At 62.8% G+C, this 17,282-nt stretch carries 15 protein-coding genes; 13 read left to right on the top strand and 2 right to left on the bottom strand.

Going from position 1 to position 17,282, the window contains the following annotated elements:
• The first annotated feature begins 2 nt into the window (after nt 1-2).
• The 5 genes from AC0L2R_RS19040 to AC0L2R_RS19020 all read left to right on the top strand — a co-directional run bounded on the left by AC0L2R_RS19040 (nt 3) and on the right by AC0L2R_RS19020 (nt 4,816).
• Nucleotides 3-1,100, top strand: a complete 1,098-nt coding sequence (locus tag AC0L2R_RS19040) for an ABC transporter ATP-binding protein (protein WP_473510785.1) — start codon at nt 3-5, stop codon at nt 1,098-1,100.
• A gap of 53 nt (nt 1,101-1,153) precedes the next feature.
• Nucleotides 1,154-1,900 carry a sugar phosphate isomerase/epimerase family protein gene (locus tag AC0L2R_RS19035; RefSeq protein WP_473510783.1) on the top strand — a complete coding sequence of 249 codons (747 nt, stop codon included), beginning with the start codon at nt 1,154-1,156 and terminating at the stop codon, nt 1,898-1,900.
• Nucleotides 1,901-1,910: 10 nt separating this feature from the next.
• Nucleotides 1,911-3,053 (top strand): Gfo/Idh/MocA family protein, encoded by a 1,143-nt coding sequence (locus AC0L2R_RS19030; protein WP_473510782.1) that lies wholly within the window; start codon nt 1,911-1,913, stop codon nt 3,051-3,053.
• 126 nt (nt 3,054-3,179) lie between these two features.
• A complete protein-coding gene (gene mgrA / locus AC0L2R_RS19025) occupies nt 3,180-4,226 on the top strand; it encodes an L-glyceraldehyde 3-phosphate reductase (protein ID WP_473510780.1) in 1,047 nt (348 codons plus the stop codon).
• A gap of 185 nt (nt 4,227-4,411) precedes the next feature.
• On the top strand, nt 4,412-4,816 hold the full coding sequence (locus tag AC0L2R_RS19020; protein WP_023797411.1) for a Fur family transcriptional regulator: 405 nt from the start codon (nt 4,412-4,414) through the stop codon (nt 4,814-4,816).
• 14 nt (nt 4,817-4,830) lie between these two features.
• On the opposite strand, the gene polA is transcribed toward AC0L2R_RS19020, so the two are convergent.
• Entirely contained in the window at nt 4,831-7,797 is a 2,967-nt protein-coding gene (gene polA, locus AC0L2R_RS19015) for a DNA polymerase I (RefSeq protein WP_473510778.1), read from the bottom strand.
• A gap of 404 nt (nt 7,798-8,201) precedes the next feature.
• Between polA and AC0L2R_RS19010 the strand changes: the two genes are divergently transcribed.
• The 8 genes from AC0L2R_RS19010 (at nt 8,202) to AC0L2R_RS18975 (ending at nt 15,257) form a co-directional block, all read left to right on the top strand.
• A complete protein-coding gene (locus AC0L2R_RS19010; protein WP_236375929.1) occupies nt 8,202-9,587 on the top strand; it encodes a M20/M25/M40 family metallo-hydrolase in 1,386 nt (461 codons plus the stop codon).
• Between the two features lie 110 nt (nt 9,588-9,697).
• The gene (locus AC0L2R_RS19005) at nt 9,698-10,318 is read left to right on the top strand and encodes a ribonuclease D (RefSeq protein WP_128184720.1); all 621 of its coding nucleotides are present in this window, start codon (nt 9,698-9,700) and stop codon (nt 10,316-10,318) included.
• A 51-nt stretch (nt 10,319-10,369) separates the two neighbouring features.
• The gene (locus AC0L2R_RS19000) at nt 10,370-10,618 is read left to right on the top strand and encodes a hypothetical protein (protein WP_023797415.1); all 249 of its coding nucleotides are present in this window, start codon (nt 10,370-10,372) and stop codon (nt 10,616-10,618) included.
• A gap of 105 nt (nt 10,619-10,723) precedes the next feature.
• A complete protein-coding gene (locus tag AC0L2R_RS18995; protein WP_473510776.1) occupies nt 10,724-10,978 on the top strand; it encodes a GlsB/YeaQ/YmgE family stress response membrane protein in 255 nt (84 codons plus the stop codon).
• A 27-nt stretch (nt 10,979-11,005) separates the two neighbouring features.
• On the top strand, nt 11,006-11,152 hold the full coding sequence (locus AC0L2R_RS18990; RefSeq protein ID WP_473510774.1) for a hypothetical protein: 147 nt from the start codon (nt 11,006-11,008) through the stop codon (nt 11,150-11,152).
• Between the two features lie 204 nt (nt 11,153-11,356).
• Nucleotides 11,357-11,746, top strand: coding sequence for a hypothetical protein (locus AC0L2R_RS18985; protein ID WP_027153082.1), 390 nt, complete (start codon nt 11,357-11,359; stop codon nt 11,744-11,746).
• 450 nt (nt 11,747-12,196) lie between these two features.
• Entirely contained in the window at nt 12,197-14,449 is a 2,253-nt protein-coding gene (locus AC0L2R_RS18980; RefSeq protein WP_473510773.1) for a transglycosylase domain-containing protein, read from the top strand.
• A 55-nt stretch (nt 14,450-14,504) separates the two neighbouring features.
• Nucleotides 14,505-15,257: an SDR family NAD(P)-dependent oxidoreductase gene (locus AC0L2R_RS18975; protein WP_473510771.1), complete on the top strand. Its 753-nt coding sequence runs from the start codon at nt 14,505-14,507 to the stop codon at nt 15,255-15,257.
• 131 nt (nt 15,258-15,388) lie between these two features.
• Here the strand turns inward: AC0L2R_RS18975 and ybaL are convergent, their stop codons facing one another.
• Complete coding sequence (gene ybaL / locus AC0L2R_RS18970; protein ID WP_473510770.1) at nt 15,389-17,161, bottom strand: YbaL family putative K(+) efflux transporter; 1,773 nt, start codon at nt 17,159-17,161, stop codon at nt 15,389-15,391.
• Nucleotides 17,162-17,282: the final 121 nt, after the last annotated feature.

Raw genomic sequence — 17,282 nt, 5'->3', positions numbered from 1 at the left:
TGATGACAAGACTCGAAAATCCCAGCGTCTCAATCCAGGACCTTTCGCTGAATTTCGGCGCAATCTCGGTGCTGGAAACACTCAACATCGACGTCGCCGAGGGCGAGTTCATCGTGCTGCTCGGGCCGTCCGGCTGCGGCAAGTCGACCCTGCTCAACTGCATCGCCGGTCTGCTCGACGTTTCGGACGGCCGCATCTTCATCAAGGGCAAGAACGTCACCTGGGAGGAGCCCAAGGACCGTGGCATCGGCATGGTGTTCCAGTCCTATGCGCTCTACCCGCAGATGACGGTGGAGAAGAATCTGTCGTTCGGGCTGCGCGTTGCCGGCATTCCCAGGGACGAGATCGCCAAGCGCATCGCGCGGGCCGCCGAGATCCTGCAGATCGAGCCATTGCTGCAACGCAAGCCGTCGGCGCTTTCGGGCGGCCAGCGCCAGCGTGTGGCGATCGGGCGGGCGCTGGTGCGCGACGTCGACGTCTTCCTGTTCGATGAGCCGCTCTCCAATCTCGACGCCAAGCTGCGCGCCGAGCTGCGTGTCGAAATCAAACTGCTGCACAGCAAGCTGCAGAACACGATGATCTATGTCACCCACGACCAGATCGAGGCGATGACGCTGGCCGACCGTATCGCGGTGATGAAGGGCGGCGTCATCCAGCAGCTCGACGCACCGCAGACCATCTACAACCGCCCGGTCAACCGTTTCGTCGCCGGCTTCCTCGGCTCGCCGGCGATGAATTTCCTCGACGGCCGGCTGGAGAAGGACGATGGCAACTGGCACTTCATCGCCAACGATGTGCGGATCCCGCTTGCCACCTACGCTTTCGAAAAGGAGCCCGTGCCGGGATCGGCGGTGTTCGGTATCCGGCCCGAGCATGTCGCCTTCAACAGCGGCTCCGGATGGCCGTTCACAGCCACGGCAAATGTCGTCGTCGTCGAACCCATGGGGTCCGACACGCTGGTCTGGCTGAAGCTCGCAAATCAGAATTTCACCGTGCGGGTGACATCTGAGCGCACGCCAAACAACGCCGACACCGTGAGCATCGGTTTTGACCCGATGCGCGCTTCGCTGTTCGACGCCGCAACCGGCAACCGCCTGTAACTCCCCAGAATTTCACCTCAAGCCCATCCATCCCCAGAGAACGGACAGAGACGATGAATTGGTCATTCCAACTTTACAGCGCCCGCAATTTCCAACCTTGGGATGGGGTGCTCAAGATGCTGGGCGAGCTCGGCTACGCCCAAGTCGAAGGGTTCGGCGGCGTCTATGACGACCCCAAGGCGTTTCGTGCCGAACTCGACAAGAACGGCCTCACCATGCCGACCGGCCATTTCTCGATCGATGCGCTCGAGAAGGATTTTGACGGTGTGCGCAAAATCGCCGACGCGCTCGGCATCACTCTGCTCATCTGCCCCTATCTGGTCGCCGAGAGCAGGCCGACCGACACGGCCGGCTGGCGCGGCTTCGGCGCACGCCTGGCCAAGGTCGGCGAGACGGCTGAAAAGGCCGGCTACGGCTTTGCCTGGCATAACCATGATTTCGAGTTCAAGAAGCTTGCCGACGGCTCGGTGCCGCAGGACCACATCCTGGCGGCAGCGCCCGACATCGGCTGGGAGATGGACGTCGCCTGGGTGGTGCGCGGCGGCGACGATCCGCTGCCCTGGATCGAGAAACATGGCAAACGCATTGCCGCCGTCCATGTCAAGGACATTGCCAAGCCCGGCGAGGGCCTTGACGAGGACGGCTGGTCGGATGTCGGCCACGGCACAATCGACTGGGCCGGTCTGATCCAGGCGCTGCGCGCCAACAGCCCCGCCAAATACTACGTCATGGAACACGACAACCCCAACGATATCGAGCGCTTCGCCCGCCGCTCGATCGCAGCCGCCAAGACCTATTAGGAGCATCAGCATGGCAAGAAAACTTGGGGTCGGCGTCATCGGCTGCGGCAACATCTCGAAGGCGTATTTCTCGTTTGCGCCGCTGTTTCGCGGCATCGAGATGCGCGCCTGTGCGGATATTAACATGGATGCGGCCAAGGCGCGGGCGAAGGAGTTCAAGCTGCGAGCCGAGACAGTCGAAGGGCTGCTCAAGGCTGACGATATCGACATCATCGTCAATCTCACCGTTCCGGCGGTGCACTACGAGGTGTCGAAACAGATCCTCGATGCCGGCAAGCACGTCTATTCGGAAAAGCCATTCGTGCTATCGGTCAAGGAAGGGCTCGACCTGAAGAAGCTGGCGGAGAAAGACGGACTGCGCATCGGCTCGGCGCCCGATACTTTCCTCGGTGGCGCGCACCAGCTTGTCCGCGACCTGATCGACAGTGGCAAGCTCGGCAAGATCACCAGCGGCACATGCCACGTGATGAGCCATGGGATGGAGCACTGGCACCCCAATCCGGACTTCTTCTTCCAGCCTGGCGCTGGTCCGGTGCTCGATATCGGACCCTATTACATCACCAACCTGATCCAGCTGATCGGACCGGTGAAGCAGGTGGCGGCCTTCGCTTCGATCCCGTCGACAGAACGCACGATCTCGTCCAAGCCTCGCGCCGGCGAAAAAATCCTGGTCGCCACGCCGACGACGATCCACGGCGTGATGGAGTTCGAAAATGGCGCCGTGGTGACGCTCAATACCAGTTGGGACGTGTGGAGCCATGGCCATGCGCCGATGGAACTCTACGGCGAATTGGGCACGGTGTTTTTGCCGGATCCGAATTTCTTCGGCGGCGACGTTCGCTTCACCGATGCCGCCAAGCCGGTCAAGAAGCTGCCAAAGTGGAAGCATCCGTTCGGCGTGGCCAACCAGATGCATTCGCACGGCATGATGGCCAACTACCGCACCGCCGGTCTCGCCGACATGGCGCTGGCTATCGCGGAAGGACGGCCGCATCGCTGCTCGATGGAACTGGCGCTGCATGCCGTCGATGTGATGACCGGCATGTTGCGGTCGGGCGCGAGCGGAAAGTTCGTTGCCATGCAGACCACCTGCGAACGGCCTGCGGCACTGGGCGTCAAGGAAGCGGAAGGGCTGTTGGCGAAGAAAAAGTAACGCAAGCGCTTCAGCGATCCCTCTCCCCATAGGAACGGCGAGAGGCTAAGGGTGAGGGCAGGGCCGACTCACCCTTTTTTTCGCGGTGGCAACTGCCGGGCTCGCTTTTGATTTGAGGATCTCCCCATGCCCTATGTGCCCGCCGAAAACCGCTACGAGAACATGGTGTATAATCGCTGCGGGCGATCCGGCCTGAAATTGCCGGCGATCTCGCTCGGGCTCTGGCACAATTTCGGCGATGACACGCCGCACCGGACCAAGCAGGCGATCGCGCGCAAGGCCTTCGATCTCGGCATCACGCATTTCGACCTCGCCAACAATTACGGCCCGCCGCCCGGTTCGGCGGAGACGGCTTTTGGCGAAATCCTGCGAACGGATTTCTCCTCCTATCGCGACGAGCTGATCATCTCGACCAAGGCCGGCTACGAAATGTGGGCCGGACCCTATGGCGAATGGGGCGGGCGCAAATATGTGCTGGCCAGCCTCGACCAGAGCCTGAAGCGGATGGGGCTCGACTATGTTGACATCTTTTATTCGCACCGCTTCGACCCTGATACTCCGCTGGAAGAAACGATGGGCGCGCTCGATCACGCGGTGCGCTCGGGCAAGGCGCTTTATGCCGGCATCTCCTCTTACAATTCGCAGCGCACACGCGAGGCCGCCGACATATTGAAGCAGCTCGGCACGCCTTGCATCATCCATCAGCCGAGCTATTCGATGCTCAACCGCTGGGTCGAGGACGACGGTCTGCTCGACACGCTGGAGGGGCTCGGCGTCGGCTCAATCGTGTTCACGCCGCTGGCGCAAGGCATGCTGACCGACAAATATCTCGGCGGCATCCCTGAGGGCAGCCGCGCCAGCCAGGGCAAGTCGCTGCGGCCGGCCTTCATCAACGACAAGACCATCGTCAACATCAAGGCGCTGAACGCCATCGCCGGCCGACGCGGCCAGACGCTGGCGCAGATGGCGCTGGCCTGGGTGCTGCGCAAGGGCCGGGTGACCTCGGCGCTGATCGGCGCCAGCCGGCCGGAACAGGTCGAGGATTGCGTCGGCGCGCTGAAGGCGCTCGATTTCAGCGATGCCGAACTCGCCGAAATCGACACCTACGCGCGCGAGGCCGACATCAATCTGTGGGCGGCCTCCGCCGAGCGCAAGGGTCCGCCACGGAAGTGACAATCACTTCAGGTTTGCATCGATTGGCATAGCCAAACAATGCCTCGGAGTTGGCCGGCTTCTGGGCCATGCCGACACAGAAACAGTAGCAAAAAGGCCGGTTCGTCGCTATCTGGAGAGAATTGAAGCCGATTGCATGCGGAAAATGACGAGCAACCGGCGCAAAACGGGTTGGAAACAGGATCATGGCGGCAAGGGATGTGCTGACGAAAAACCAGTTGTGCGTGCTCGAGAAACTCGAGGCCGCCAGCGGGCCGCTCAGCGCCTATACATTGCTCGACCAGCTTCGCGATCGGGGTTTTCGCGCACCGCTGCAGGTCTATCGCGCGCTCGACACGCTGGTGAAGTCCGGCTTCGTGCACCGGCTCGAAAGCCTCAATTCCTTTGTCGCCTGCGCCGAGCCGCACGACCACAGCCATTCGATGACCGCCTTTGCCATCTGCGACACATGCGGGCAGGTGACCGAATTTTCCGACCATGATGTCGGACACCGGCTCGACGAATGGGTGCGCTCGACCGGCTTCGCCGCCAAGAAGGCGGTGATCGAGTTCCGCGGGACGTGTGCCAAATGCCTGGCCGAGGCGGCTTAAAGGCCTGTTGAAGCCTAATGCGCCTCTTCCCAATTGTCGGCGGCGCGAGCGTCGACGTGCAGCGGCACCGACATCGACACCGCCGGCATCGCGGCGTTCTCCATGACATGACGCACGACGGGGATCGTCGCCTCGACCTCCGCTTCGGCCGTCTCGAAGACCAGTTCGTCATGCACTTGCAGCAGCATGCGGGCGGACAGCTTCGCCTTTTCCAGCGCTTCGTCCATGCGAATCATGGCGCGGCGGATGATGTCGGCCGCGGTGCCCTGCAGCCGGGCGTTGATCGAGGCGCGCTCGTTGAAGGCACGGACCGACGGGTTTGACGACCGTATCTCCGGGTAGTGGATGCGGCGGCCGAAGATCGTTTCGACATAGCCGTATTCGCGGGCATAGGCCTTGGTCGCGTCGATATAATCGCGGATGCCTGGGAAGCGTTCGAAGTATTTCTTGATGTAGGCGCCGGCCTCTTCGCGCGGGATCGACAGCTGGTTGGCCAGGCCAAAGGCGGAAATGCCGTAGATGATGCCAAAATTGATCGCCTTGGCGCGGCGGCGTACCTCCGAGGGCATGCCCTCGACCGGCACGTTGAACATCTCCGAGGCGGTGATGGCGTGGATGTCGGCGCCGTCGGCAAACGCCTGCTTGAGCTGCGGGATCTCGGCGACATGGGCGAGCACGCGCAGCTCGATCTGGCTGTAGTCGGCGGAAACCAGCTTGTTGCCCTTGTCGGCGATGAACGCCGTCCGGATCTTTCGCCCCTCGACGGTGCGTACCGGAATGTTCTGCAAATTGGGATCGGAGGACGACAGCCGGCCTGTCGTCGTTGCGGCAAGCGCGTATGAGGTGTGGACGCGCTTCGTATCGGGATGGACGAAACCGGGCAGCGCGTCGGTATAGGTCGATTTCAATTTGGTCAGCTGGCGCCAGTCGACGATCTTGCGCGGCAGCTCGTGGCCTTCTGCGGCGAGGTCTTCCAGGAGCTGGGCCGAGGTCGACCATTGGCCGGTCTTTGTCTTGGAGCCGCCGGGCAGGCCCATCCTGCCGAACAGGATGTCGCCGAGCTGTTTTGGCGAGCCGATATTGATGCGCTCGCCGACGAGCTGGTAGATCTCGTCCTCCAGCCGCGCGGCGCCCTGTGCCAGCTCGCCGGAGAGCCGCGACAGGATCTGCCGGTCGACGGAGATGCCGCGCTGCTCCATCCTTGCCAGAACCGGCACCAGCGGCCGTTCCAGCCGCTCGTAGACCGAGACGAGGCCCTTGGCGGCAAGCCGCGGCTTCAGCACCCGCCAGAGCCTGAGCGTCACATCGGCGTGCTCCGCGGCATAGGCGGTTGCCTTGTCGATGTCGACCTGGTCGAAGCCGACGAAGCTTCGTCCAGAGCCGGCCAGTTCCTTGAGGGCAATGGTCGAGTGGCCGAGCCACTTTTCCGACAGAGCCGCCATGCTGTGGCCGCCGGACGTGCCTGCGTCGAGCACATAGGAAATCAGCATGGTGTCGTCGAAGGGGGCGATATCGATGCCATGGCGGCTCATGACGACGAGGTCGTATTTCAGCTCCTGAACGATCTTGAGAACCGACCTGTCCTCCAGCAACGGCTTCAGAATGGCAAGCGCATCACGGATCGGAATCTGGTTTTCGACCACTCCGCCGCCGAGCAGGTCGCCATTTCCGCGTTTGTGGGCGAGCGGCACATAGGCGGCGCGACCGGGCGCAGTGGCTATGGACAGGCCGATCAACTCGGCCTGCATCGGATCGGCTGAATTGGTCTCGGTGTCGAAGCCGACGATGCCGGCCTCCATCGCCACGGCCACCCATGCCTTCAACACTTCAGTGTCGCGGATGGAGACGTAGGCGCTGGTGTCGATCTTGCTGGCGGTGGCGTCCTCGAAGCGAAGCGCCGAGAGAAGCGATGGGGTGTCGCCTTGCTTGGGTTCCACCTTGACGGTGGCCGGCACCGCTTCCCCGGCTTCGTCTGTCACTGTGCCCGCCGCGCTTTCGGCGGCGCCCGGCACGCCAAACCCCATATCGGGACCATGCGCGGTGTCGGCGCGCTCGATAATGACGGGCATGGCCTTGATGTCAGTCGCTTCCGTTCCGGTTGCTTCCGCCACGCGGCGGGTCAGCGAGGAGAATTCCATCGTCTTGAGGAAGCCGATCAGCCTTGGTCCGTCGGGCGGGTGCAACACGAAATCATCGAGCCCGCCGTTCAACGGCACGTCGTTCTTCAGCGTCACCAGTTCACGCGAGATGCGCGCCTTGTCGGCGTTGGCGATGATCGATTCGCGGCGTTTGTCCTGCTTGATCTCGGCGGCGCGGGCGAGCAGCGTATCGAGATCGCCGAACTGTTCCAGCAATTGCGCTGCGGTCTTCGGCCCGATGCCGGGCACGCCCGGCACATTATCGACCGAATCGCCGGTCAGCGCCTGCAGGTCGATCATTTTTTCCGGCGGCACGCCCCATTTCTCGATTACCTCGGGAACGCCGATCTGGCGGTCCTTCATCGGGTCGTACATGGCGACCGAAGGGCCGACCAGCTGCATCAGATCCTTGTCGGAGGAGATGATGGTGGTGTCGGCGCCGGCTTCGCAGGCAAGCCGGCAATAGGTGGCGATCAGGTCGTCGGCCTCGTAGCCTTCCGTCTCGAGGCAGGGCAGGTTGAAGGCCCTGGTCGCCTGGCGGATCAGGCCGAATTGCGGGATCAGATCTTCCGGCGGTGCCGAGCGGTTGGCCTTGTATTCGGGGTAGAGATCGTTGCGGAAGGTTTTCGACGAATAGTCGAAGATGACGGCGAAATGCGTCGGCACGATGCCGACATCGGTGTTGCGGGCGTCCTGCGTCAGCTTCCACACCATGTTGCAGAAGCCGAGCACGGCACTGGTCGGCAGCCCATCGGATTTGCGGGTCAGTGGCGGTAGCGCGTGATAGGCACGGAAGATGTAGCCGGAGCCGTCGACAAGGAAGAGATGATCGCCTTTTTTCATGGGACGAAGGGATAGCGCGGCGCGGCGTCGTGGTCCATGCCAAAGGCGGCCTCAACCACCGGTTCCGGCAACATCCCTGACACGTCGATCCGATCACGGCTATGTTACGAAAGTGTAATCTTCGTGCCCTTGAATCGCCACGTTCGGAGACACAGATAAACGCCATCGGCATTTTTCGCCGAGGTCCGGAGCAAGGCCCGTCCCCCGCCTATCCCGGACACTTGCGGCAGCCTATCCCCCCTCTCCGGGCTGCCGCATCGTTTCGAGTAAAGGCCGCCGTGGTTCCCCCTCCACCACGGCGGCATTTTTTTGCCTTTCGGTGCCCGTGGTCCAACGACCGCCGGCTTTTCGTTTCTGCCGCGCAGCTTTAGGGTTGCCGCTCAGAATCGAAAGGCTTTATAAAAATGTCCAGAATTTCTCCCGTCCTCGACCGCCTCGACAAAAATCTCGACGAGAGCCTGGAGCGCCTGTTTGGCCTGCTCAGGATCAAGTCGATCTCCACTGATCCATCCTATGCCGCAGACTGCCGCAAGGCGGCAGAATGGCTGGTGGCCGAGCTCAGACTGATCGGCTTCGACGCCAGCGTGCGTGACACGCCAGGCCATCCGATGGTGGTGGCGCACCATGACGGGCCGGCGGGCGCGCCGCATGTCCTGTTCTATGGCCATTACGACGTGCAGCCGGTCGACCCGATCGAGCTTTGGGAAAGCGATCCGTTCGCGCCTTCGGTAAAGCAGATCGAGCCCGGCCGCCAGGTGATCGCGGGACGTGGTTCGGCCGACGACAAGGGGCAGTTGATGACCTTCGTCGAGGCTTGCCGCGCCTGGAAGCAGGTGCATGGCGGGCTGCCGTGCCGCATCACAATTCTGTTCGAGGGCGAGGAGGAGTCCGGCTCGCCATCGCTGAAGCCGTTCCTCGAGGCAAATGCGGCCGAACTCAAGGCCGACTTCGCGCTTGTCTGCGACACCGGCATGTGGGACCGCGAAACACCGTCCATCTGCGTCGCGCTGCGCGGGTTGGTGGGCGAGGAGATCACGGTGAAAGCCGCCGACCGCGACCTGCATTCCGGTCTCTACGGCGGTGCTGCCGCCAATCCGATTCGCATCCTGGCCAGGATCCTGGCCGACATCCACGACAAGGACGGCCGCGTCACCATTCCCGGTTTCTATGACGGTGTCGAGGAGACGCCTTCGCAGATCCTGAAGTCGTGGGAGGCGCTCGGCGAGACCGCTGAGACGTTCCTTGGGCCCGTCGGCCTGTCGATCCCTTCCGGCGAACACGGCCGCTCGGTGCTCGAACTCACCTGGGCGCGGCCGACTGCCGAGTTCAACGGCATTATAGGTGGCTATACCGGCAAAGGGTTCAAGACGGTGATCGCGGCGGAAGCCTCGGCAAAAGTGTCTTTCCGCCTCGTCCACAAGCAGAACCCGGAAAAGATCCGCGCCGCTTTCCAGGCCTTCGTCAGGGAGCGCATCCCGGCCGACTGCTCAGTCGATTTCCACCCGCATGGCGGCTCGCCGGCGATCCAGCTTTCCTACGACTCGCCATTTCTCGCCAAGGCCAAGGACGCGCTGTCCGACGAGTGGCCGAAGCCGGCGGTGACCACGGGAAGCGGCGGCTCGATCCCGGTGGTCGGCGATTTCCAGACTTATCTCGGCATCGAATCCTTGCTTGTCGGTTTCGGGCTCGACGATGACCGCATCCATTCGCCGAACGAGAAATACGAGATGAGTTCCTTCCACAAGGGCCAGCGCTCGTGGGCGCGCATTCTCGACGCGCTGACACGCTGAGAGGGCCAGACTGCAACTTTCTGTTGATTTTTCATCGGATCGCGGCGAGGACGGGATAGAGCGACGCGCGCCCAATTGGACGCACGAATGGGCCGCGACCGGAGAAGACGATGAGCGATATCCGCTTCCACAAGAACGACCTGCCCGGGCTCTTGCACTACGACGTCGGGGCGGTCGCGATCGACACGGAGACGCTGGGGCTCAATCCGCATCGCGACCGGCTTTGCGTGGTGCAGATCTCGCCGGGCGACGGTTCCGCCGACGTCATCCAGATCGCGCCCGGCCAGAAGAAGGCGCCAAACCTCGTCAGCCTGCTCAGGAACCGCAGCATAACCAAGCTGTTCCATTTCGGCCGTTTCGATCTCGCCGTCCTCTACAACGCCTTCGGCGTCATGCCAGAGCCGGTGTTTTGCACCAAGATCGCCTCGCGGCTGACCCGAACCTACACCGACCGGCACGGGCTGAAGGACATTTGTTTTGAGCTTCTCGGCGTCAGCCTGTCGAAGGCGCAGCAATCGTCGGACTGGGCGGCGGAGACGCTGTCGCCCGAACAACTCGAATACGCAGCCTCCGACGTGCTTTACCTGCACCAGCTGCGCGATGTGCTGACGATGCGGCTGGCGCGCGACAACCGGAGCAAGGAGGCCGAGGCCTGCTTCCGCTTCCTGCCGACGCGTGCGAAACTCGACCTGATGGGCTGGGATGAGGCAGACATCTTCGCCCACAGCTAAGTGGAACCAGGTGTTCGCCTCGACGTTCTATCGATCGATGGAGGGGATGAAATGGCTGCCAGAAAACCAATCGAAACAGCACCCAGGGATGGCTCCAAGGTCACCGTCTACTGGAAGGACAGCGACGGGGTGATGAACGAATCCATCGCGCAGTACAGGTCGCTCGACCGGCTGAAAGCGGCCGGCGGCGACTGGGACGAGAACGACACCGGCTGGTGGGCCTATACGGACGGTCATACGCAAAGAAAGATCGAGCCGATCAGCTGGCGGCCTGCATCCGGGGATGACGACGGCGAATGACGCCGCTGGCGGCGCCGGTTTCTTTCCAATAGGTTGGACCTGTTGCAATCGGAGGTCGATTCGGAGCTTTCTGCTCCGCGACCATTCGCGCGGGAGGGATCTGCAATGGGTACTGAGAGCCTGCTTGTCTTCATCATCATCGGCGCCATTGCCGGCTGGCTCGCCGGCTTGATCGTCAAGGGTTTCGGCCTCGGCCTGATCGGCAATATCGTCGTCGGCATCGTCGGCGCCTTGATAGCCGGCTTGCTCTTCCCCAGGCTGGGATTCGCCATAGGCGGTGGCATATTTGCCGCCATTATCCACGCCACGATCGGCGCGGTGATCCTGCTCGTGCTGATCAAGCTGGTGAAGCAGGCCTGATCCTGCGAAGCACATCAAGGGCGCGCCATGAAACAGAACATGCTCTATCTCGTCATCGGCGCGCTCGTCGTCGTGGTCATCGCGCTCGGCACCTATGTCTATCGCGAGCAAACCAGGCCGGAGGGCGTGGAACTCAAGATCGACGACAAGGGAATATCGATCCAGCGGAATTGAGCGGGTGTTGGGTTGACGCGGCAAAGGAGCCGATGACCCCCATCAGGCCGAAAATTGACGATAAGGCAGGGGCCGCTCCATCCTTCGATGCACCCAAAGAGAAGCCAAGCTGGATACGGAATGAGAGTGACGTATCGACACATTCGCGGTATGATCTTGGTACAGGGAGTTTGGGGCCAACCCGCCTACTATTAGGAGGTTGCCATGAGGCACCAAACACTGGACCAACTGCATACGGTGGCAAAGGTACACAGAGACCCAACGCCTCCTGCAATGGACCGAACCCAGCGTCTCGAACGTTGGTCAAAACTTCTTGAACGGCAGCCCAACCGACTCCTCACCGCACTTATCGGGACCGAATATCGTTCGTCACCCGAGCGCGAAATTATGCGTAGCGAAGGCTCGCCAATATCGGTTGCCTTCGAGGATTCGATCCTGCGCGATGAGGGGCTGAAAGACGATACTTATGGCGAAGCAAAGCGTTTCTTCGAATTGACCGACAATGAGCTCCACGAAATTGTCTGCTACTGCCATGTGGGCGAGACGATGCAATCATCCTGGGCAGCGCTTTCCGTTCGTGCTGCGATTGGCTAACGCATGACCCCCAGTGCGCGTCACTTTGGTGACAAGGTCATGCGTAGATTCAATGGTTTAGAGCGCGATCGAACGCACTTTACCGATCGCGCTCTATGACGGGCATAGATTGCGGCAACCTTGCTATCGGCGGTCCGCGCCGAACGACTGCGGCTGGGCAGTTGATGCCGAAATGCGAGAACGCCCGCCGTCTCGCGATAGACGCCATTGTTGCCGACCGCCAGGAGCAAGGAACGGAGCGGTGACGTGCCGTAACGCATTGAATTAACTTTGAACCATTTAACCCGCCCTTAAATCGCCGCATCTACTCTTCACCCGGAACGCCATGGAGCGACGTGCGTCCGTTCGGACGCACGCTCTAAGACTTTGAAGCTTCGCATCGGCTTTTTCCGAAAATCGATTCCGATTTTCAGGCCGATGCGACAGGCATCGGGACAGACAGCACAGCGCATGGCGAACCGCAGAGACAGCCGCATCGAACCGAGCTTCGAGGGACCGCCACGGGCGAAATCCTCGGCCGGTTTTTCGGTGAGCGAGGAGGATCGCGTCGTGCCGAGCAACCGCAAAACCTCTGCAAAGCGCCAATCGGCCAAGACAAAACCGTCGCGTCGAGGAAGCGGCAAAAGCCGGCGCGGCCTGTTCGGCGTGCTCGGCCGGTTGGCCTACTGGTGCTTCGTGCTGGCCATCTGGGGCGGCATCGCCGCCGCCGGCATCGTCGTCTATTACGGTGCGAAAATGCCGGCGGCCACAACCTGGGCCATCCCCGACCGGGCGCCCAATATCAGGATCGTCTCGGTCGACGGAAAACTGCTCGCCAATCGTGGCATGAGCGGCGGCGAAGCCGTCGGCCTGCATGAAATGTCGACCTATATTCCCGAGGCCGTCATCGCCATCGAAGATCGCCGCTTCTATTCGCATTTGGGCATCGATCCGATCGGTCTGTCCAGAGCCATGGTGGCCAACGTTGTCGGCGGGCGTTTTTCGCAGGGCGGCTCGACGCTGACCCAGCAATTGGCGAAAAACCTGTTCCTGACGCCCGATCGCACGCTGGAACGCAAGGTGCAGGAAGTGCTTCTGGCGCTGTGGCTCGAGCACAAGCACACCAAGGACCAGATCCTCGAGATGTATCTCAACCGGGTCTATTTCGGCTCCGGCGCCTATGGTGTCGAAGCGGCCTCGCGCCGCTATTTCGGCAAGAGCGCGCGCGACGTCACGCTGCCCGAAGCCGCACTTCTCGCCGGCCTGTTGAAAGCGCCGTCGCGACTGTCTCCGGCGCGTGACCCGAAGGCCGCCGAGCGGCGCTCGCAGCTTGTTCTCGCCGCCATGCGCGACGCAGGCAAGATCAGCGCCAAGGAACTGACAACGGCGATGAGCGCGCCGGCGTCGCGGGTGGCATCCTACTGGACGGGTTCGGAAAACTACGTCGCCGACGCCATCGTGGAAGAACTGCCCGACCTGATCGGCGACGTGCGCGGCGACATCATCGTCGACGCCACCGTCGACCTGACGCTGCAGAAGCTCGCCGAACAATCGATCCGCCGACTGATCGACGGCAGCGGCAAAAAGCTCAATGCCAGCCAGGGCGTGCTGGTGTCGATCGACAATTCCGGCGCGGTACGCGCCATGGTCGGCGGCTATGATTATTCGACCAGCCAGTTCGATCGCGCCTCGGAGGCGCGCCGCCAGCCGGGCTCGGCGTTCAAGCCCTTTGTTTACATGGCGGCGCTGGAAGCCGGCCGCACGCCCGACAGCGTGCGCAATGACGCGCCGATCAAAATTGGCAAATGGACGCCCACCAATTACGGCGGCAAGTATTTCGGCAAGGTGACGCTGGCGACGGCGCTGGCGAAGTCGCTGAACTCGGTGGCCGCCCAGCTGACCATGGAAGTCGGGCCTGACGCGGTCGTCGAAGCGGCGCATCGCATGGGTGTCCAGTCCGACCTAACGGCCAACACCTCGATCGCGCTCGGCACGTCTGAAGTGACACCGCTGGAACTGACGTCGGCCTATGTCCCCTTCGCCAATGGCGGCTACCGGCCGGATGTCCATTTCATCCGCCGCGTGACGACAGCCGGCGGCAAGGTGCTCTACGACAACAATGGCGGCGCCCCGCGCGTCATCAAGCCCGAGATCGTCGGCATGATGAACTCTATGATGATGGGCACCGTTGAAATCGGCACTGCCAGGAAGGCGGCCTTTGCCTGGCCGGCCGCCGGCAAGACCGGCACCAGCCAGAATTCGCGCGACGCCTGGTTCATCGGCTATACCGCCAATCTCACCACCGGAGTCTGGTTCGGCAATGACGATGGCGGTCCGATGAAGAAGGTCACCGGCGGCGCGCTGCCGGCGCAGGCCTGGCATGAGTTCATGGTCGCCGCGCACGAAGGCGTGCCGGTGCGGCCGCTGCCTGGAACATGGAGGTCGACGCCTGCCGATACGATCGTGCAGGACGAATTACCGCCCAACACGGCGCAACCGGCGCCGGTGCCGTCCGCTTCGGTTGGCCAATCCGCGCCGACCGCTCAAAAAGCGTCGCCGCCTCGCGCCGTGCGCCCCGCCGAAACGGTCGATGCCGGCGGCTTCGGCATGCCGGGCGGTGGCGGCACAACCGCATCGATCAAGCGCCCGGTGCCGCCCGCCGATGTCGGCGGCCCGGTCAAGAAGCGGCAGACCTCGATCCTCGACATCCTCACCGGCGGCTGACCCCTCGTCATCGCTGCCGTGTTCCGCTACATCTGCGGTTTAAGAGAGATCGTGAATGGCCGAGACCGACACCAGAAAGACCATCGTGCTGACCGGCGCCAGCCGCGGCATCGGCCACGCCACGGTCAAGCGCTTTTCGCGCGAAGGCTGGCGCGTCATCACCTGCTCGCGCCAGGTCTTTGCCGACGACTGCCCGTGGCCGGCCGGTCCGGAGGACCATATCAAGGTCGATCTCGCCGACCAGGAGGATGTCGGCATCGCGATCTCGGAGATCCGCCATCGGCTGGAGGCGCATGGCGGCCAGCTTCATGCGCTGGTCAACAATGCCGGTATCTCGCCGAAGCTCAAGGACGGCAATAGCCGCATGAATTCGATCGACACTCCGATGCATGTCTGGCGCGACGTGTTCCAGGTCAATTTCTTCGCGCCGATCATGCTGGCGCGGGGATTGTTCAGGGAATTGGCGTCGGCCAAGGGCTCGATCGTCAATGTCACCTCCATCGCCGGCACTCGCGTGCATCCCTTCGCCGGCACCGCTTATGCGACGTCGAAGGCGGCGCTTGGCTCGCTGACGCGCGAAATGGCGCATGATTTCGGCCCGCATGGCATCCGCGTCAACGCCATCGCACCCGGCGAGATCGACACCGCGATCCTGTCGCCGGGCACGGAAAAGATCGTCGAGACGATTCCGCTGCGGCGGCTGGGCACTACGGCGGAAGTCGCCGACATCATCTTCTTCCTGTGCTCACAGCAGGCGTCCTATGTGACGGGCTCGGAAATCCACATCAATGGCGGCCAGCACGTGTGAGCTTTTGATCGATCGTTGAAGCTGCCCCTCACCCCCTGCCGGGACCTTCTCCCGTAAAAAACGGGGAGAAGGGGCTTGACCGCAACGCTGGCGACCCCCTCTCCCCGTTCTTCACGGGGAGAGGGGCAGGCTTAGGCTGCTGAAGGCGCTTTCGATGCTGCCAAAACCTCTTCCACAATCCCACGGGCGATCTCGCGCTCACCCATGATGACCGTGTCGGCTCCGAGCCCCTTGAGATGCTCGACCTCGGCATCGGAGTGGGCGCGGGCGATGACGTTGATCTTCGGGTTGGCGGCGCGGGCGCGCAGCACGATCTGTCCCGCCTCGAAGGCGTTGGGGATAGCGAGGATCAGCCGCTTCGCGCCCTCGGGATTGGCTGCGGCGAACACCTCGCTATTCGCGGCGTTGCCTGACACGGTTTCGATGCCGTCGTCCCTGAGCTTCGCCAGCGTCTTGTCGGCATCCTCGATGACGAGGAAGGGCAGGGCGGCCTCCTTCAAGGACGCGCCGACGAGGCTGCCGACACGGCCATAGCCGACCAGGATGGAGTGGCCGGTAAGCGCTGTCCTGGGCGGCGGGCCATCCTCTTTCACCGGTGCCGCAACCGAAGCCAACTGGCCTGGCTCCGTGGCGGGGCCGATCGGCTTTGCCCCGTCGAGCGACGCCGCCTTGCCGGCGCGCCTCTCCAGCCATGGTTTCATCCAGTCGACGGCAAGGAACATCAGCGGGTTGAGGACGATCGACAGGATAGCACCGGCGAGGATGAGGTCGCGTCCTTGTTCGGGCAGCAGCTTCAGCCCGACGCCGAGCTCGGCCAGAATGAAGGAGAATTCGCCGATCTGGGCCAGGCTTGCCGAAATCATCAACGCGGTCGCGATCGGATAACGGAAGGCGACGACGATGACGAAGGCCGCCAGCGATTTGCCGATGACGATGATGGCTAGCGTCGCCAAGATCGGCCAGCCATTGCTGGCCAGGCTGAACGGGTCGAACAGCATGCCGACCGAAACGAAGAACAGCACGGAAAAGGCGTCGCGGAGCGGCAGCGATTCCTCGGCCGCCCGATGGCTGAGCTCGGATTCGCTCATGATCATGCCGGCAAAGAATGCGCCCAGCGCGAGCGAGACGCCGAATAGCTTGGCCGCGCCGAAAGCGACCCCGAGCGCGATGGCCAGGACCGCCAGCCGGAACAATTCACGCGACCCGGTATGGGCGACGTAGTGCAGGACCCAGGGGATGACCCGGCGGCCGACCACCAGCATGACAACGACAAAGGCCGCGACCTTGGCCAGCGTGATGCCGACGACACTCCAGACGCCGTAGCTCGCCGGCAGCGACAGCAGGCCGCTGCTGTGGGCCTCCACAGGCTCCTGACCGCCCAGTACGCCGGCCAGCGCCGGCAGCAATACCAGCGCCAGCACCATGGCCAGATCCTCGACAATCAGCCAGCCGACGGCGATGCGGCCGCGCTCGGTCTCGATCAGCCGCCGCTCCTGCAAGGCACGCAGCAGCACAACGGTCGAGGCGACGGAAAGCGCCAGCCCGAACACCAGCCCCGCGCCCATCGACCAGCCGAGCATCCAGGCAAGGCCGGCGCCGAGCGCCGTCGCGAAGCCGATCTGCACGATGGCGCCGGGCACGGCGATGGCGCGGACCGACAACAAGTCCTTCAGCGAGAAATGCAGGCCGACGCCGAACATCAACAGGATCACGCCGATTTCGGCCAGTTCATTGGCGAGGCCTGTATCGGCGACGAAGCCCGGCGTGTTCGGCCCGACTAGGACGCCGGCGACGAGGTAGCCGACCAGCGGCGGGATGCGGAAGCGATTTGCAATTGCGCCGAAGACGAAAGCCAGCCCCAAACCGGCGACGATGGTGGCGATAAGCGGCGTGTCATGCGGCATTGTCTATGGAGCGCCTTTCAAAATTACGATGTCGGATATGCACCGCCCGAAGCAGCCGCACCTGCAATATGGCGGCCCGGATGGCCGCGAGGCAACCGCAAATGCCATGGATCGACGACAA

It is taken from the genome of Mesorhizobium sp. WSM4820, assembly GCF_055811075.1.
This window is presented reverse-complemented; position numbering and strand designations above follow the sequence as displayed.

Excerpts from the sequence above, each read along its gene's own strand:
- AC0L2R_RS19040 (WP_473510785.1), top strand. The coding sequence starts at position 3 with ATGACAAGACTCGAAAATCCCAGCGTCTCAATCCAGGACCTTTCGCTG.
- AC0L2R_RS19035 (WP_473510783.1), top strand. The coding sequence starts at position 1,154 with ATGAATTGGTCATTCCAACTTTACAGCGCCCGCAATTTCCAACCTTGG.
- AC0L2R_RS19030 (WP_473510782.1), top strand. The coding sequence starts at position 1,911 with ATGGCAAGAAAACTTGGGGTCGGCGTCATCGGCTGCGGCAACATCTCG.
- mgrA (WP_473510780.1), top strand. The coding sequence starts at position 3,180 with ATGCCCTATGTGCCCGCCGAAAACCGCTACGAGAACATGGTGTATAAT.
- AC0L2R_RS19020 (WP_023797411.1), top strand. The coding sequence starts at position 4,412 with ATGGCGGCAAGGGATGTGCTGACGAAAAACCAGTTGTGCGTGCTCGAG.
- polA (WP_473510778.1), bottom strand. The coding sequence starts at position 7,797 with ATGAAAAAAGGCGATCATCTCTTCCTTGTCGACGGCTCCGGCTACATC.
- AC0L2R_RS19010 (WP_236375929.1), top strand. The coding sequence starts at position 8,202 with ATGTCCAGAATTTCTCCCGTCCTCGACCGCCTCGACAAAAATCTCGAC.
- AC0L2R_RS19005 (WP_128184720.1), top strand. The coding sequence starts at position 9,698 with ATGAGCGATATCCGCTTCCACAAGAACGACCTGCCCGGGCTCTTGCAC.
- AC0L2R_RS19000 (WP_023797415.1), top strand. The coding sequence starts at position 10,370 with ATGGCTGCCAGAAAACCAATCGAAACAGCACCCAGGGATGGCTCCAAG.
- AC0L2R_RS18995 (WP_473510776.1), top strand. The coding sequence starts at position 10,724 with ATGGGTACTGAGAGCCTGCTTGTCTTCATCATCATCGGCGCCATTGCC.
- AC0L2R_RS18990 (WP_473510774.1), top strand. The coding sequence starts at position 11,006 with ATGAAACAGAACATGCTCTATCTCGTCATCGGCGCGCTCGTCGTCGTG.
- AC0L2R_RS18985 (WP_027153082.1), top strand. The coding sequence starts at position 11,357 with ATGAGGCACCAAACACTGGACCAACTGCATACGGTGGCAAAGGTACAC.
- AC0L2R_RS18980 (WP_473510773.1), top strand. The coding sequence starts at position 12,197 with ATGGCGAACCGCAGAGACAGCCGCATCGAACCGAGCTTCGAGGGACCG.
- AC0L2R_RS18975 (WP_473510771.1), top strand. The coding sequence starts at position 14,505 with ATGGCCGAGACCGACACCAGAAAGACCATCGTGCTGACCGGCGCCAGC.
- ybaL (WP_473510770.1), bottom strand. The coding sequence starts at position 17,161 with ATGCCGCATGACACGCCGCTTATCGCCACCATCGTCGCCGGTTTGGGG.